This is a genomic window from Brevundimonas sp. FV1ye4L, from assembly GCF_058681255.1.
The window spans coordinates 1,166,329-1,180,728 of record NZ_CM178734.1; the positions used below are offsets into that span (position 1 = coordinate 1,166,329).

Below are 14,400 nucleotides of genomic sequence, written 5' to 3' on the forward strand. Positions count from 1 at the left end.
ATGACGTGGCTTCCCCGATCCGCATCCCGCGTTCTGACGGCGGCGGCGGTGGGCTTTGCAGCCCTCGTCGCCGCCGGCCAGGCCTCGGCACAGAGCCTGATCCGCGACACCGAGATCGAAGGGATCATCCGCGACTGGGCCGACCCGGTCTTCGTCTCCATGGGGCTGAACCCGGCGGATGTCGAAGTCCTGCTGGTCAATGACAACGATTTGAACGCCTTCGCCACGCGCGGGCGGATCATGGGCGTCAACACCGGCCTGATCCTGCGGACCAAGAACGCCAACGAACTGTTGGGCGTAATGGCGCACGAGGCGGGCCATATCAAGAACCGCCACACCCTGCGCGACGGGGCCCAAAACGCCGCCAAACAGCCGATGTTCATGACCATGGCCCTGGGGGCTCTGGCCATCGCCGCCGGCGCCCCGGACGCCGGCGTCGCCCTGCTGGGCTCCAGCCAGTATTTCGGCACGATCGGCGCCCTTCAATATATGCAGAGCCAGGAAGGCGAGGCCGACCTGACCGGCGCACGGGCGCTGGAAGGCGCCGGCGAATCCGGCGCGGGCCTGGTGTCCTTCTTCGAGAATTTCCGCGCCCAGGAAGTCTTCTCCGACGCGCGTCGCTATCCCTATTTCCGCAGCCACCCCCTGTCGTCGCAGCGGATCGAATCGATGCGCCGCTACGTCCAGGACCAGCCCCACTATGGTCACCGCGACAGTCCCGAGCGGATGGCCCAGCACGCCCTGATCCTGGCCAAGATCCATGCCTTCATGGATCCGCCCAACACCACCCTGCGCGCCTATCCTTCGACCGACGCCAGCCTGCCCGGCCGCTACGCCCGGGCCATCGCCTGGTACCGCGACGGCCAGACGGACAAGGCCCTGACTGCGGTCGACGCCCTGATCGCCGAAGCCCCGCAGAACCCGTATTTCGCTGAGCTGAAGGGCCAGATCTTCTTCGAAGAAGGCCGCCCGGTCGAGGCCGTGGCCGCCCACCGCGAAGCTGTGCGGCTCAAGCCCGACGCCCCCCTGCTGCGCGTCAACCTGGCCCACGCCCTGATCGGCACCGACGATCCCAAGAACCTGGACGACGCCATCGACCAGCTGAAGCACGCCACCGTGGCTGAGCGCGAGAACACCATGGCCTGGCGTTTGCTGGGTCAGGCCTACGCCGCCCAGGGCAAGGAGGGCGAGGCCCGTCTCGCGACGGCCGAGTATTATTTCGCCGCCGGCCAGGAGCGTGAGGCCACCCAGTTCGCCCTGCGCGCCCGCAGCATGCTGGATCCCAACTCCATGGAATGGCGCAGGGCTGTGGACATTGTTCTGGCCTCCGGGGCTACGCCTGACGATCTGCTGGACCTCGACCGCCGCGACGCCGCGCGCAAGCCGACCACGCTGAACTGACGCCCTACCCTTCCTGACCGCGAGCCTTCATGACCGACGACGCCCCCGCGCCTGAGCCCCAGACCCCGCCGCCCGCCCAAAGCAGCCGCCTCACCGGCGCCGTCGCTGGCTATGTGGCCCTGGGCGTCTCGGTCGTGGCCCTGGGTCTGGCCGCGGCCCCCTATTTCGGCGGCGGGTCAGGCGGCGATGTCCGCGCCTATTTGCTGGAACACCCCGAGGTGCTGCAGGAGGCAAGCCTGGCGCTGCAGACCAAGGCGGAACAGGCCCGCGTCGAGGAAACCAACGCCGCCGCCACGGCCAACGCCGCCCTGCTGGCCCCCGACAATCGCGATCCCGCCTTCGGCCCCGCCGACGCCAAGGTGACAGTGATCGAGTTCTTTGACTTCCGCTGCCCCGGCTGCAAGGCCGTGGCGCCCCAGTTCCGCGCCCTGATGGAGGCCCATCCCGATGTGCGCTTCGTCTTCAAGGACTGGCCCATCCTGGATCGCGGCGAGGAGATCACGTCCCAGTACGCCGCCCGCGCCGCCCTCGCCGCGCATCAACAGGGCAAGTATCTCGAGGTCCATGACGCCCTGATGCGCGAACGGGCCCTGACGCCCCAGGCCATCGACCGCATCCTGGCCGAGCACGGCGTGGACCTTCCCCGCGCCAAGGCGACCTTGGCCGCCCCCGAGACCACCCGCCACATCGCCGACATCCACACCACGGCGGCGACCCTGAAACTGCAAGGCACCCCCACCTTCCTCGTCAACGGCAAGGCCGCCGCCAGCATCGACCCCGCTGAGATCAACAGCATGATCGAGGCGGCCAAGCGCTGATCTGACCGCCTGATCCCCCCAAGACAGCAAAACGGCCCCCGGATGTCTCCGGGGGCCGTTCTGTTACGCAGACTACATCCGTCTGGCCTCAAGTAGCGCGAGAGCGCGTTAGGCCAAAAGAATGATTACTCGATGATCTTGGCGACGACGCCGGCGCCGACGGTGCGACCGCCTTCACGGATGGCGAAGCGCAGGCCCTGATCCATGGCGATCGGGGTGATCAGTTCGACGTTCAGCTCGGCGTTGTCGCCGGGCATGATCATTTCGACGCCTTCCTTCAGTTGCACGATGCCGGTCACGTCGGTCGTGCGGAAGTAGAACTGCGGGCGATAGTTGGTGAAGAACGGGGTGTGACGGCCGCCCTCTTCCTTGGTCAGGATGTAGGCTTCAGCCAAGAACTTGGTGTGCGGGGTGATCGAACCCGGCTTGCACAGAACCTGACCGCGCTCGACGTCTTCGCGCTTGGTGCCGCGCAGCAGAACGCCGACGTTGTCGCCCGCTTGACCCTGGTCCAGCAGCTTGCGGAACATTTCGACGCCGGTGCAGGTCGTCTTCTGGACCGGGCGGATGCCGACGATTTCGACTTCTTCACCGACCTTGACGATACCCTTTTCGACGCGGCCCGTGACCACGGTGCCGCGGCCCGAGATCGAGAAGACGTCTTCGACCGGCATCAGGAAGGGCAGGTCGACCGGACGTTCCGGCTGCGGGATGTAGGCGTCGACGGTTTCCATCAGGGCCAGAACGCGCTGTTCGCCGATTTCCGGGTTCACGCCGTCGGTCGCGGCCTTGGCCGAGCCCTTGGTGATCGGAATATCGTCGCCCGGGAACTGGTACGACGACAGCAGCTCGCGCACTTCCATCTCGACCAGCTCGAGCAGTTCTTCGTCGTCGACCAGGTCGACCTTGTTCATGAAGACCACCAGGGCCGGCACGCCGACCTGACGGGCCAGCAGGATGTGCTCGCGGGTCTGCGGCATCGGGCCGTCAGCGGCCGAAACCACCAGGATCGCGCCGTCCATCTGCGCCGCGCCGGTGATCATGTTCTTCACATAGTCGGCGTGGCCGGGGCAGTCGACGTGGGCGTAGTGACGGTTGGCCGTCTCATATTCAACGTGCGCGGTGTTGATCGTGATGCCGCGCGCCTTTTCTTCCGGCGCAGCGTCGATGTCCGCATAGGCCATCGCCTTCGCGCCGCCGGCCTTCGCCAGCGTCATCGTGATCGCCGCCGTCAGCGTCGTCTTGCCGTGGTCAACGTGACCGATCGTGCCGATGTTGCAGTGCGGCTTCGTGCGTTCGAACTTTTCCTTGGCCATGGCCAAACTCCTGATGGCCCGGGTTGAGGGGCGCGATGCTGATCAAAAAACCTGGAGCGGGTAGACGGGATCGAACCGACATCCTCAGCTTGGAAGGCTGCTGCACTACCATTGTGCTATACCCGCGCGGAGACTGCGGAAGTTCTTTGGGAACGCCGCAGCCGGTTCCTCTCCGTCGTCCTGATCCATCGTATCCGATAAGGCGCGTGGTGGGGGAAGAAGGACTCGAACCTTCGAAGCTTACGCAGGGGATTTACAGTCCCCCCCCTTTGCCACTCGGGACATTCCCCCAGCGCGCCTTGTCGAACCGATGGACCCCTCGTTCCGCCCTTAATCAAGCGGGACGAAACAAAAGCCTTCGGCTTGTCGCCTCCTCTAGGATAGAGGGGGCGCCCAGACCCGAAAGCCCTTGGGGCTCCAAATCGGAGGGCGTCTTATAGTGTCGTCGAAAACAGAACGCAACGACCGTAAAAGCGGTAAAAAACCAATCTTTGGAAGCCGGGCTTCCGGGCCCCGCGAAAAGGGTCAAAAGCCCGTGGCGCAAGGGTTTTCCGGACGCGAGGACGCGCCCCGCCCGCCCCGTTCGCCTGATCGGGGCAAGGCGGACGCCGATAATTTTCTCTGGGGGCGTCACCCGGTTTTGGCTGCGCTGGCGAATCCCGCGCGTCGAGGCATGGGCCGTCTTCTGGCCACGCCGGATCGCGCCGCAGAGATCGAAGAGGGCAAGTTGGCCCATGGCCACAAGATCGAGGTCGTGGACGCCGTCGCCCTGAACCGAATGCTGCCCGCCGGCGCCGTGCATCAGGGCCTGGCCTTCAAGGTCCAGCCGCTGGAGGGCGTGTCGCTGGAGGAACTCGCCGAGCCGGCCCAGGGCGTCATCGTCATGCTGGATCAACTGACGGATCCCCAGAATGTCGGCGCCATCTTCCGCTCGGCCCTGGCCTTCGGCGCGCGGGGAATCATCGTGCAAGACCGTCACGCGCCAGCTCTTGCCGGCGCCCTGGCCAAGGCGGCGGTCGGCGCCACCGAACGCCTGCCCCATGCGCGCGTGACGAATCTGTCGCGCGCACTGGAGCGCCTCGCCGACCTGGGCTGGCGCGCCGTCGGCCTGGACGGCGCCGGCGAGCAGACGCTGGAAGAGGCGTTGGACCGACAACCGACCGTACTGGTCATGGGATCAGAGGGCGACGGCATCCGGCGACTGGTCGCCGAACACTGCGATGTCCTGGCCAAGATCCCCATGCCGGGCGGATTCGAAAGCCTGAACGTCTCCAACGCCGCCGCCGTCGCACTTTATGAAGCGGCGCGCGCGCAACGCGGCTGACAGACGATCGCACCGGCGTTAAGGAGCGGACATGGAATTCCTCTCTTCTCCCGAACTCGCCAGCCAGGCCACCGCGCTTGGCCAAGTCCTGCTGATGGACCTGGTCCTCGCCGGCGACAACGCCGTCGCCGTGGGTCTGGCCGCGGCCGCCCTGCCCCAGGAACAGCGCAAGAAGGCCATTCTGATCGGTCTGGCCGCCGCCGTCGTCATGCGGATCGGCTTCGCCCTGATCACGGTCCAGCTTCTGGCCCTGGTCGGTCTGCTGCTGGCCGGCGGTCTGCTGCTGCTGTGGGTCTGCTGGAAGATGTGGCGCGAACTGCAGGAACAGCGCACCCACGATCAGGCCGAAGCCGAAAAGGAACTCGAGCTCGCCCTGAGCATCGAGCACGGGTCCGGCCCCTCGCCCGAGGAACTGGGCATCAAACGCAAGTCCTTCGGCGCCGCCCTGCTCCAGATCATGATCGCCGACATCACCATGTCGCTGGACAACGTCCTGGCGGTCGCCGGCGCCGCCCACGACCATCCCTGGATCATGGTCTTCGGCCTGATTATGTCGATCGCCCTGATGGGCCTGGCCGCCACCTACATCGCCAAGCTGCTGCACCGTTATCGCTGGATCGGCTATGTCGGCCTGGTCGTCGTCCTGTATGTCGCCCTGCACATGATCTGGGACGGCGCCCGCCAGGTCGTGGTCCGCACCGGCAATATGGACGCGTTCAACGCCTCGGCCCCGGCCTTCATCGAGATCAGCCCCGAGGAAGCGGCCAAACACCTGGGCCAGAAGCGCACCGAGGACAGCCCGACCCCGGCGCCCGCCGAACCGGCTGCGCCTACAGCATGACGGTCGCCACCGTCACGGTCGAGGAAGCCGCCGCCTGGCTGCAATCGGGCGAAGCGATCCTGATCGATGTGCGCGAGCCGGATGAGTTCGCCGCCGCCCGAATCAACGGCGCCATCCTGGCCCCGCTCAGCCAGATGCCTGCCGCCTGGGAGGCGCTGGACTTGCCGGCAGACAGGAAGATCATCGTCCAGTGCCTGAAAGGCGGCCGCAGCCACCAGGTCTGCGCCTTCGTCGGCCCGACCGGGCCGGAAGGCCAGCCGCTGTTCAACTTGAACGGCGGCATTCAGGCCTGGCACGCGGCGGGCCTGCCGATCATCGAAGGCTAGTCAGCCTCTGCGAACTGGTCGTATGCGCGCAACGCATCGGCGGCGTACATCAGGGCGGGCCCGCCGCCCATATAGACGGTCATGGCCATGACCTCGGCGATCTCTTCCCGCGTCGCGCCCAGATCCTTCAACGCCTTGGCGTGAAAGCCGATACAGCCGTCGCACCTCTGGCTGACGCCGATGGCCAGGGCGATCAGCTCCTTGGTCTTCTTGTCCAGGGCGCCGTCGGCGGTCGCCGTCTTGGCCAACTCCGAAAACGCCTGCATCGGCCCCGGCTGCGCCCGGCGCAGTTCACCGATATAGGCCGAGATGTCGCGCGTCAGCGCCGCATAGTCCTTGGCCATGACGGCCTCCTTTTCAGTTTCGGTATTTATGATATGATCGAAATATGAAATGTAAAGACCTCCCGATGACCGATGTCTTCGACGGCCTTCCGGCCCGAGCAGATCAAGCGGCGGCTTTTCTAAAAGGGCTGGCCAGTCCGCACCGGTTGCTGATTCTGTGCGCCCTTGCTCAGGGCGAGCGCAATGTCTCCACCCTGATTGCGGAAACCGGCATGGCCCCGACCTCCATGTCGCAGCATCTGGCCAAGCTGAAGGACGAGGGGGTGATCGACGTTCGCCGTGACCACCGTACCCTGACCTATTTCATCGTCCATGCGGCGGCGTTCCAGGTCATGGACGTGCTGCACGCCCATTTCTGCGGGAACCCGTCGGCAGAGTGAGGCGGCCGCCCTACTCCGCTCCGCCAAAGCGTTCGGACCATTCCGCCACCTGGGCGTCCTCGATCTTGGCGAACAGCACGCCCTGAGCCGCGACCGCCTGCCCCACGGTCAGGACGTTCAGCACATCCTCGTCCGCGCCGGGCCAGCTCAGGTCGCTGACGCCCACAGAGGCCGCGATCTTCTCCGCCGAGAACGGCAGGATCGGCGCCGCCAGCCGCGCGAACAACGCGACCAGATTCAGCCCCGTGCGCACGCCGACAGCCGCCCGGTCGCGGTCGGTCTTCAACGCGGTCCAGGGCGCCGCGACCTGCAAATATTCGTTGCCCAGCACCCAGACGGCGCGCAGGGCCTGGGCGGCCTTGCGGAACTCCATGGCCTCGAACTGTTCGGTCGCCTCGGCGATCCCCGCCTTGATGTCGGCCTCCAGCTGGATCTCGACCGGCCCGGCCTCCCCGCCCTCTGGCACGACGCCGTCGAACTTGGACTCGGCGAACTTGACGATCCGGTTGACGAAATTGCCCAGCACATCGGCCAGGTCCTTGTTCGTCGAGGCCTGGAAATCCTCCCAGGTGAAGGCCGAATCCGCATGTTCCGGCCCATAGGCCGTCAGGCGCCAGCGCCAGTAGTCTGCCGGCAGCAGCTCCAGCGCTTGATCCATGAAGACGCCGCGCTTCTGGCTGGTCGAGAATTTGCCGCCGTACCAGTTCAGCCAGTTGAAGGCTTTCAGCTGGTCCACGGTCTTCCACGGCTCGCCCGAACCGATGATGGTCGCGGGGAAGCTGACGGTGTGGAAGGCGACGTTGTCCTTGCCCATAAACTGGACATAGCGAACTTCGTCCGCCCCCTCGTCCAGACGCCACCAGTCGCGCCAGGTCCGGCCTGTGGCCTCGGCCCACTCCTCGGTCGCGGCGATATATTCGATGGGGGCGTCGAACCAGACGTAGAAGACCTTGTCCTCCATGCCCGGACGGGGGAAGCCGTCCTTCAACACCGGCACGCCCCAGGCCAGGTCGCGGGTGATGCCCCGGTCGATCAGCCCTTCGTCCAGATGCTTGTAGGCGATGGACTTCGCCAGCACCTGCCAGCCGGTCTTGCCGTCCACCCAGGCACGGATCTCGGGTTCGATCTTCGTCTGCAGCAGATAGAGGTGACGCGTGTCGCGAACCTCAAGGTTCTTGGAGCCCGACACCGACGAATAGGGATCGATCAGGTCGGTCGGATCGAGCAAGCGTCCGCAGTTGTCGCACTGGTCACCACGCGCGCCGACATGGCCGCAGTGCGGGCAGGTGCCCTCGACATAGCGGTCGGGCAGGAAACGGGCGTCGTCGATCGAATAGATCATCCGATCCACCCGCTCCTCGATCAGGCCGTTCTTCTCCAGCGCCTCGGCGAAATACTGGGTCAGACGATGGTTCTGTGGGTTGGACGACCGGCCGAACCAGTCGTAGCTCAGGCCGAAGGCCTGACCGGCCGCCTTCTGGATCTCGTGCTGCTCGTCGCAATAGGTGCGCACGTCCTGACCGGCGGCGGCGGCGGCCAGCTCGGCCGGGGTGCCGTGCTCGTCGGTGGCGCAGATATAGAGGACCTCATGACCCTGGGCCCGCTTGAACCGCGCCCAGACGTCGGCCGGCAACATCGAGCCCGCCAGATTCCCCAGGTGCTTGATGCCGTTGATGTAGGGCAGCGCCGAGGTGATGAGGATGCGGGCCATGATCGTCCAGGAGTTCGGGGAAGCGCAGGGATATAGAGCGGCTAGGCCGTTTCCTCAAACGCCTTGCGGCAGACGGCGCGCAATACGGATGAAACGCCCCGTCAGCAGAACCGAAGACGCCAGACTGGCGATCACGATCGCCCAGACCAGACCGTCGACGCCCATCCGGTGCGCCAGCACCCAGCCCAGAGGCATCATCACCGCGCCATAGGCTACGAAATGCATAATCGTGGGCCACCAGACGTCGCCCGCCGCCCGGTTCGCCTGGGCCGCCACGACCTGGATTCCGTCCGCGACGAAGAACAGGGTCGCCAGCACCAGGGCCGGGGCGGCGATGGCCAGCAGGACCGGGTCGCGGTTGTAGGCGCCCACGATCAGATGCGCGCTGGGCCACACCAGCAGGGCGACGATGAAAGTCAGGCCCGTCACGACGCCCAACCCGACCAGACCGGCCCTTAACACCCCCTGCCCGTCGCCCGCCCCATAGCTGCGCCCCACCAGAACCGCCGTCGCCGACGACAGACCCATGGGCAGCATGAAGACGATGGCCGAGACGTTCAGCACCACCGCCCAGGCCGCCGTCTCCGCCGTGCCGATCTGGCCGGCGAAGAAGGTGAAGCCCGAAAAGGCCCCGACCTCGATGAAATAGGATGCGCCGGCGCCCAGGCCGACCTTGACCTGTTCACGCGCCGCCTTTGGGTCACGCTCAGGCTTGTCGAAGATACCCAGCGCCCGCGCCTCGGGCAGGCGCAGGATATAGATCACCAGAAACAGGGCCAGCGCCGCCCGCGCTCCGAACGTCGCCCAGGCCGAGGCGAAGGCGCCGTCGAAGCCGATGCCCAACAGGTCGGGCACCAGCATGATGTTCAGCACCAGGTTGACCCCGTTCGCCACCCACATGGCGACCATGCCCGGCTTGGGCCGCCCCAAGGCCTCAAGGAAGAACTGGCCCGTCACCGAGATCAGATAGAAGGGCATGGACAGGGCGAAGACGATCAGGGCCGGCCCCGCGCCTTCGGCCAGACCGTCTTCCAGGCCGATGCGGCCGAGCCCCCAGGGTCCGACCACGATCAGGGCGATCATCGACACCACGCCGATCTGCAGCGAATAGGTCATGCCCCGGCGCAGCACCGAGCCGACCGCGTGCCGCCGCCCCTCGCCCAGCATCCGGGCGGTCATCACCTGGACGCCCAGCATCAGGCCGACCGCCGTGGTCACGACGATGGAGGTCGGCGCCCAGGCCAGGGAGTGGAAGGCCAACTCGCGGCTGGAGAAATTGCCCACCACGATGGCGTCGGTCAGACCCATGGTCATGATGCCGATCCGCGCCAGGATCACCGGCCAGGCCAGGTGCAGCAGGTCGTGGAAGGCGGTGCGGGTCTGGGGGCTGAGCGCGATCATCGGACGCGGCACAGGCCATGCGCGCGGAGCCGGGTCAACTCCCAAAAACTTTGGAGGTTTTGGCTACCAGGCGCCCAGTTCGCGAAGTTGCCGCACAAGGTCCTCCGGCGCCTCGCCCGCATCCAGTTCGGCTAGGTCCGCCGGCGCGTCCTTGGGCTCAAAATAGCGCCAGCCCTGGAAGGGTCGCCGCGCCATGGGGGCGGTGCGGATCACCTGGGGCGCCAGGGTGATCTCGCACCGGCTCTCCTTGCCTTCGCCCAGGCTCGTGATGTCGGTGATCGGCTGGCGGCAGGCGATCACGCCCTTGATTACCCAGTACAGCGACCCCCCGTCCTCGATCTCGGCCGCCCGCTTCGGCGTCATCCGCGTATGGACCACCAGCGGCCCGCCCCTGGCGGCGCGGTTCTCCAGCCATTCGACGTCCGACACCCCGACGCAGAGTTTGATCATATTTAGCGGCATGGCGCCCACGTAGTCTCCCTTAGACGCCTTGGCCACATTCTTTAATCTGTGAGCATTATCCAAGATCGTGCGCGTCGCTCCATCAGGCGCCACGGGACCAGTATGTACGGATTAATCACGCGCCTGACGGCCTACCCCGGCCGTCGCGACGAGCTTGCGCTTCTGCTGATGGACCCCGCCGTCAGAAAACATGGCTGTCATTCCTATATCGTCGCGCACGATCTGACCCACGATGACATCCTCTGGGTCACGGAAGTCTGGGTCGATCAACCGACCCATCAGTCGTGGAGCGAAGGTCTGCGCGAAAGCGGCGCCTGGCGGCCCATCTACGGCCTGATGGCCAAGATGGACGACTCGATCCAGACGCGCCCCCTGGGCGGTCTCGGGCTTTAGTCCGCCGCCTTCACCACCGCCAGAACGGCCGCCTCCACCACCTGATCTCCGACGCTTGCGACGCTTTCGACCACCCCGTCGAAGGGCGCAGTGAGGGCGTGCTCCATCTTCATCGCCTCAAGCACCACGACAGGCTGGCCCTTGGTCACAGCGTCGCCGGCCTCGACCGGAGCGGCGACGACCTTGCCCGGCATGGGCGCGCGGAGGGAGCCGTCAGAGAAAGCTCCGGTATCCCCGCCGCGGTTGGCGCGAACCCACGCCACAGGGTAAGCGTCGCCTTCCGCGAAAATGACGGTCTCCTCCACATCGAAAAAGCCGAGGCTTTCGTCTCCAACCGTGACCCGATTGACCGCGCCTGTACGACGGCTGCTAGGATGGATCGCAATCGGACGATTTGCATCACCGTCGGTGAACTCAAACTTACCGCTTCCTAGAAGTTGGACCGCGTCAGGTACTCCGGCGACGCTGATGTACTGTCGACCGGCGGGAGCGTTCATTCTGAGCCCTAGAAGCCCGTCCGACCTGCTGCTCCAGGGAGATGGCTTATCTTCATAGTAGAGTTCAGCCCACTTCATATTCTGCAAAAGCAGAGCCGCTCCTGCTAAGCCGACCTCACGAAGGCCTCTCCCGGCCACGAGCGTCCCCTCCTCCGCCGCGATAAAGCCCGTGTCCACATCCCCCGCCACGAAGCGCGGATGGTCCAGGCAACGTTTCAGGAAGCCCGCATTGGTCTTGACGGGCCAGACCTCAACCTCGCCCGCCGCCTCGGCCAGCCGCGCAGCGGCCGCCTCGCGGGTGTCCTCATGGACGATCAGCTTGGCGATCATCGGGTCGTAGAACTGGCTGACCTCGCCGCCCTGCTCCACGCCCGTATCGACGCGAATTCCGTCCGGCATGACGAAATGCTCCAGCCGCCCGATCGACGGCAGGAAACCGTTCGCCGGATCCTCGGCATAGAGGCGCGCCTCCATGGCCCAGCCGTTCAGGCGGATCTGATCCTGCTTCAGCGGCAGCGGCTCGCCCGCCGCGACGCGGAACTGCCATTCGACCAGATCGACGCCGGTCACGCTTTCGGTCACCGGGTGCTCGACCTGCAGACGGGTGTTCATCTCCATGAACCAGATCCCGTCCGCCTTCAGCCCGTCCGAGGCGTCGGCGATGAACTCGATGGTCCCGGCCCCGACGTAGTTGACCGCCTTTGCGGCCTTGATCGCCGCCCCCGTCACGGCGGCGCGCACGGCCTCGCTCATGCCCGGCGCCGGCGCCTCCTCGATCACCTTCTGGTGGCGGCGTTGCAGGGAACAGTCCCGCTCGAACAGGTGCACGACATCCCCGTGCCGGTCCCCGAACACCTGCACCTCGATATGGCGCGGGCGGGTGATGTAGCGTTCGATCAGCACCCGGTCGTCGCCGAAGGCCGCCGCCCCTTCCCGCTTGGCGCTGGCCAGGCCTGCGGCGAAATCGGCCGGATCATCGACCCGTTTCATCCCCTTGCCGCCGCCGCCCGCGACCGCCTTGATCAGCACCGGATAGCCGATCCGCGCCGCCTCGGCCGTAAGGGTCGCCTCCGACTGGTCCGCGCCCAGATAGCCCGGCGTCACCGGCACCCCGGCCTCGATCATCAGCGCCTTGGCCGCGTCCTTCAGCCCCATGGCGCGGATCGAAGCCGGGTCCGGCCCGATCCAGATGAGGCCCGCCGCCGCCACCGCCTCGGCGAACTCGGCGTTCTCGCTCAGGAAGCCATAGCCGGGATGGATCGCCTCGGCCCCCGTCGCCTTGGCCGCCGCCAGCACCTTGGCCCCGTCCAGATAGGAGTCGCGCGCCGCCGCCGAGCCGATCAGCACCGCCTCGTCCGCCTCGCGCACGTGCAGAGCCCTGGCGTCGGCCTCGGAATAGACGGCGATGGTGCGTATTCCCATCCGCTTGGCGGTACGGAAGACACGACAGGCGATTTCGCCGCGATTGGCGACAAGGACGGACTTGAACATGCGGGAGTCTTAGCCGGATCGTGCACGCCTGCCCAGCCGTTCTCCCTCCCCTTCATGGGGAGGGACGGCGAAGCGCAGCGGAGCCCGGGTGGGGCGGTCATGGCCATTTCGCTCACGCCCCTTCGGGCCCCACCCCGATCGATGCGCGATCGCCCCTCCCCAAAATGGGGAGGGAGAGTTTTCAGCCGGGCTCACAGGCTTTAAGCCCCTCCCCATGTCCCTGCGCCCCCTCTTCGTCACCCAGGTCTATGAGGCCTCCCTCGCCGACAGCCGAGGCTGGGCCGAGTTGAATGAACAGTTGATCAACGTGGTCCGCATGATGGCGGAAGAGGACGCGGCCGGACGCCGCTGGTGTCGCGACAACGCCTATCGCGGCTACACCTCCTACGCCTCGCTGAACGACTTGCCCCAGCGCTTCCCCGAGTTCGCCGATCTGAAGCGTCACCTGGACCGTCACGCCCTGGCCTATGCCCAGGCCCTCAACTTCGACCTGGCGCGCAAGCCGCGTCTCGATAATCTCTGGGTCAATATCCTCAAGCCGGGCGGCGGCCACACCGGCCACATCCACCCCCACGCCTATCTGTCGGGCACCGTCTATATCGACGTTCCGGACGGCGCCTCGGCGCTGAAGCTGGAAGACCCTCGCCTGCCCTTCATGATGGCCCGGCCCGGCGTCACCGACGACGCCGGCGAGGCCGAACGCCCCTTCGTCTATCTGAAGCCCCAGGCCGGCACGATTCTGATGTGGGAAAGCTGGCTGCGGCACGAGGTGCCGACCAACCAGGCCAAGTCGGACCGCATCTCGATCAGCTTCAACTACGCCTGACCGATGATACTTGGCGTCGCCCGCAGCCATGCGAGATCCCTCGGGTCCGCCTACGGATTGACGGTTCTGGCCCATCTTTCAGGCCAGCTTTATCCCCTGGTGACGGCTTTCGCGATCAATGGAGTGCTGGCGCAAGACTACCGCCCCATCATGGCTTTGGCCGCGTGGCATCTGATGATGATGGCCACGGAAGTCGCGGCGAAGATGTACGACACCCGCGTCTTTACGCGTGTCTACGCCAATCTAGCCGGTCAGTTCGTGATCCGCGCCCATGCCGAAGGCTTACCTCCCGCCCTCATCACAGCCCGCGCCATGCTCTCGCGCGAATATGTCGATTTCCTAGAAAAGGACGTTCCCGGAGCCCTCACCGCTGCGGTCGGACTGATCACCGCGATGGTCGTGCTGATCTCGCTGGACCATGTTGTCGGCCTGATCTGTCTTGCGCTCATCGTACCCCTGACCTTCATCAACATTGCGCTGGGCCGACGCGCGACCGTCCTGAACAGAGGGTTAAATGATCGGTTGGAACGCGAGGTAGCCTTGCTGGGCCGGGGCCGCACGAGCACGGTCGTTCGTCATTTTAACGCCTTGGCGTGGTGGCGTATCCGGTTGTCAGATTCTCAGGCACGCGCTTTCGGTCTGATGGAACTCAGCGTCATCGTATTGATCGGCGCGGCTTTGTGGCGGTTAGCGGCAAGCCACACGGTCCAGGCAGGCGATGTCTACGCCATCTTCTCCTACGTCTGGCGGTTTGTCCTCGCCCTAGATCAGGTGCCCGAAACCGTGCAGCAGCTCGCAAAGCTGAAGGACCTGAACCGCAGAATGCGGCAACCCCCAAAATCCGCAAGATGACCCCGTCCAAAACTAGA

At 65.9% G+C, this 14,400-nt stretch carries 15 protein-coding genes and 2 tRNA genes; 9 read left to right on the top strand and 8 right to left on the bottom strand.

Annotation, left to right across the window (positions count from 1 at the left end):
• Complete coding sequence (locus ACW17X_RS05505) at nucleotides 1-1,401, top strand: M48 family metalloprotease (RefSeq protein ID WP_492100024.1); 1,401 nt, start codon at nucleotides 1-3, stop codon at nucleotides 1,399-1,401.
• A gap of 29 nt (nucleotides 1,402-1,430) precedes the next feature.
• Nucleotides 1,431-2,219 carry a DsbA family protein gene (locus ACW17X_RS05510; RefSeq protein ID WP_492100025.1) on the top strand — a complete coding sequence of 263 codons (789 nt, stop codon included), beginning with the start codon at nucleotides 1,431-1,433 and terminating at the stop codon, nucleotides 2,217-2,219.
• 125 nt (nucleotides 2,220-2,344) lie between these two features.
• Here ACW17X_RS05510 and tuf read toward each other — a convergent pair whose 3' ends face one another.
• The 3 genes from tuf to ACW17X_RS05525 all read right to left on the bottom strand — a co-directional run bounded on the left by tuf (nucleotide 2,345) and on the right by ACW17X_RS05525 (nucleotide 3,826).
• Nucleotides 2,345-3,535, bottom strand: a complete 1,191-nt coding sequence (gene tuf / locus ACW17X_RS05515) for an elongation factor Tu (protein WP_008260274.1) — start codon at nucleotides 3,533-3,535, stop codon at nucleotides 2,345-2,347.
• Nucleotides 3,536-3,587: 52 nt separating this feature from the next.
• Nucleotides 3,588-3,661 (bottom strand) — tRNA-Gly (locus ACW17X_RS05520).
• 81 nt (nucleotides 3,662-3,742) lie between these two features.
• Nucleotides 3,743-3,826, bottom strand: a tRNA-Tyr gene (locus tag ACW17X_RS05525).
• A 148-nt stretch (nucleotides 3,827-3,974) separates the two neighbouring features.
• On the opposite strand from ACW17X_RS05525, the gene rlmB reads away from it, so the two are divergent.
• From rlmB to ACW17X_RS05540, 3 genes are read left to right on the top strand one after another with little or no spacing between them, the layout of a single operon-like run.
• Complete coding sequence (gene rlmB / locus ACW17X_RS05530) at nucleotides 3,975-4,859, top strand: 23S rRNA (guanosine(2251)-2'-O)-methyltransferase RlmB (RefSeq protein WP_492027870.1); 885 nt, start codon at nucleotides 3,975-3,977, stop codon at nucleotides 4,857-4,859.
• 31 nt (nucleotides 4,860-4,890) lie between these two features.
• Nucleotides 4,891-5,700 carry a YjbE family putative metal transport protein gene (locus tag ACW17X_RS05535; RefSeq protein ID WP_492100026.1) on the top strand — a complete coding sequence of 270 codons (810 nt, stop codon included), beginning with the start codon at nucleotides 4,891-4,893 and terminating at the stop codon, nucleotides 5,698-5,700.
• Nucleotides 5,697-6,026, top strand: coding sequence for a rhodanese-like domain-containing protein (locus ACW17X_RS05540; RefSeq protein WP_492100027.1), 330 nt, complete (start codon nucleotides 5,697-5,699; stop codon nucleotides 6,024-6,026). Before ACW17X_RS05535 ends, ACW17X_RS05540 begins: the two co-directional genes overlap by 4 nt.
• Here the strand turns inward: ACW17X_RS05540 and ACW17X_RS05545 are convergent.
• Nucleotides 6,023-6,370 (bottom strand): carboxymuconolactone decarboxylase family protein, encoded by a 348-nt coding sequence (locus ACW17X_RS05545; RefSeq protein WP_492100028.1) that lies wholly within the window; start codon nucleotides 6,368-6,370, stop codon nucleotides 6,023-6,025. The genes ACW17X_RS05540 and ACW17X_RS05545 overlap by 4 nt on opposite strands.
• 65 nt (nucleotides 6,371-6,435) lie before the next feature.
• On the opposite strand from ACW17X_RS05545, the gene ACW17X_RS05550 reads away from it, so the two are divergent.
• Entirely contained in the window at nucleotides 6,436-6,750 is a 315-nt protein-coding gene (locus tag ACW17X_RS05550; RefSeq protein WP_492100029.1) for an ArsR/SmtB family transcription factor, read from the top strand.
• 10 nt (nucleotides 6,751-6,760) lie between these two features.
• Here ACW17X_RS05550 and metG read toward each other — a convergent pair whose 3' ends face one another.
• From metG to ACW17X_RS05565, 3 genes are all read right to left on the bottom strand, one after another.
• A complete protein-coding gene (metG, locus tag ACW17X_RS05555; RefSeq protein WP_492100030.1) occupies nucleotides 6,761-8,461 on the bottom strand; it encodes a methionine--tRNA ligase in 1,701 nt (566 codons plus the stop codon).
• Nucleotides 8,462-8,515: 54 nt separating this feature from the next.
• Nucleotides 8,516-9,862 (bottom strand): MATE family efflux transporter, encoded by a 1,347-nt coding sequence (locus tag ACW17X_RS05560; protein WP_492100031.1) that lies wholly within the window; start codon nucleotides 9,860-9,862, stop codon nucleotides 8,516-8,518.
• Between the two features lie 63 nt (nucleotides 9,863-9,925).
• Nucleotides 9,926-10,324: a DUF1489 family protein gene (locus ACW17X_RS05565; protein WP_492100436.1), complete on the bottom strand. Its 399-nt coding sequence runs from the start codon at nucleotides 10,322-10,324 to the stop codon at nucleotides 9,926-9,928.
• Nucleotides 10,325-10,426: 102 nt separating this feature from the next.
• Here ACW17X_RS05565 and ACW17X_RS05570 point away from each other — a divergent pair, with 102 nt between their 5' ends.
• Nucleotides 10,427-10,717, top strand: coding sequence for a putative quinol monooxygenase (locus ACW17X_RS05570; protein ID WP_492100032.1), 291 nt, complete (start codon nucleotides 10,427-10,429; stop codon nucleotides 10,715-10,717).
• Here the strand turns inward: ACW17X_RS05570 and ACW17X_RS05575 are convergent.
• Nucleotides 10,714-12,705: an acetyl/propionyl/methylcrotonyl-CoA carboxylase subunit alpha gene (locus ACW17X_RS05575; RefSeq protein WP_492100033.1), complete on the bottom strand. Its 1,992-nt coding sequence runs from the start codon at nucleotides 12,703-12,705 to the stop codon at nucleotides 10,714-10,716. The genes ACW17X_RS05570 and ACW17X_RS05575 overlap by 4 nt on opposite strands.
• Before the next feature lie 214 nt (nucleotides 12,706-12,919).
• Between ACW17X_RS05575 and ACW17X_RS05580 the strand changes: the two genes are divergently transcribed.
• On the top strand, nucleotides 12,920-13,531 hold the full coding sequence (locus ACW17X_RS05580) for a TIGR02466 family protein (protein WP_492100034.1): 612 nt from the start codon (nucleotides 12,920-12,922) through the stop codon (nucleotides 13,529-13,531).
• Between the two features lie 3 nt (nucleotides 13,532-13,534).
• Nucleotides 13,535-14,383, top strand: a complete 849-nt coding sequence (locus tag ACW17X_RS05585; RefSeq protein ID WP_492100035.1) for an ABC transporter six-transmembrane domain-containing protein — start codon at nucleotides 13,535-13,537, stop codon at nucleotides 14,381-14,383.
• Nucleotides 14,384-14,400: the final 17 nt, after the last annotated feature.

Bases quoted from the DNA above. Each gene is read 5' to 3' on its own strand.
- ACW17X_RS05505 (WP_492100024.1), top strand. From the start codon at position 1: ATGACGTGGCTTCCCCGATCCGCATCCCGCGTTCTGACGGCGGCGGCG.
- ACW17X_RS05510 (WP_492100025.1), top strand. From the start codon at position 1,431: ATGACCGACGACGCCCCCGCGCCTGAGCCCCAGACCCCGCCGCCCGCC.
- tuf (WP_008260274.1), bottom strand. From the start codon at position 3,535: ATGGCCAAGGAAAAGTTCGAACGCACGAAGCCGCACTGCAACATCGGC.
- ACW17X_RS05535 (WP_492100026.1), top strand. From the start codon at position 4,891: ATGGAATTCCTCTCTTCTCCCGAACTCGCCAGCCAGGCCACCGCGCTT.
- ACW17X_RS05540 (WP_492100027.1), top strand. From the start codon at position 5,697: ATGACGGTCGCCACCGTCACGGTCGAGGAAGCCGCCGCCTGGCTGCAA.
- ACW17X_RS05545 (WP_492100028.1), bottom strand. From the start codon at position 6,370: ATGGCCAAGGACTATGCGGCGCTGACGCGCGACATCTCGGCCTATATC.
- ACW17X_RS05550 (WP_492100029.1), top strand. From the start codon at position 6,436: ATGACCGATGTCTTCGACGGCCTTCCGGCCCGAGCAGATCAAGCGGCG.
- metG (WP_492100030.1), bottom strand. From the start codon at position 8,461: ATGGCCCGCATCCTCATCACCTCGGCGCTGCCCTACATCAACGGCATC.
- ACW17X_RS05560 (WP_492100031.1), bottom strand. From the start codon at position 9,862: ATGATCGCGCTCAGCCCCCAGACCCGCACCGCCTTCCACGACCTGCTG.
- ACW17X_RS05565 (WP_492100436.1), bottom strand. From the start codon at position 10,324: ATGCCGCTAAATATGATCAAACTCTGCGTCGGGGTGTCGGACGTCGAA.
- ACW17X_RS05570 (WP_492100032.1), top strand. From the start codon at position 10,427: ATGTACGGATTAATCACGCGCCTGACGGCCTACCCCGGCCGTCGCGAC.
- ACW17X_RS05575 (WP_492100033.1), bottom strand. From the start codon at position 12,705: ATGTTCAAGTCCGTCCTTGTCGCCAATCGCGGCGAAATCGCCTGTCGT.
- ACW17X_RS05580 (WP_492100034.1), top strand. From the start codon at position 12,920: ATGTCCCTGCGCCCCCTCTTCGTCACCCAGGTCTATGAGGCCTCCCTC.
- ACW17X_RS05585 (WP_492100035.1), top strand. From the start codon at position 13,535: ATGATACTTGGCGTCGCCCGCAGCCATGCGAGATCCCTCGGGTCCGCC.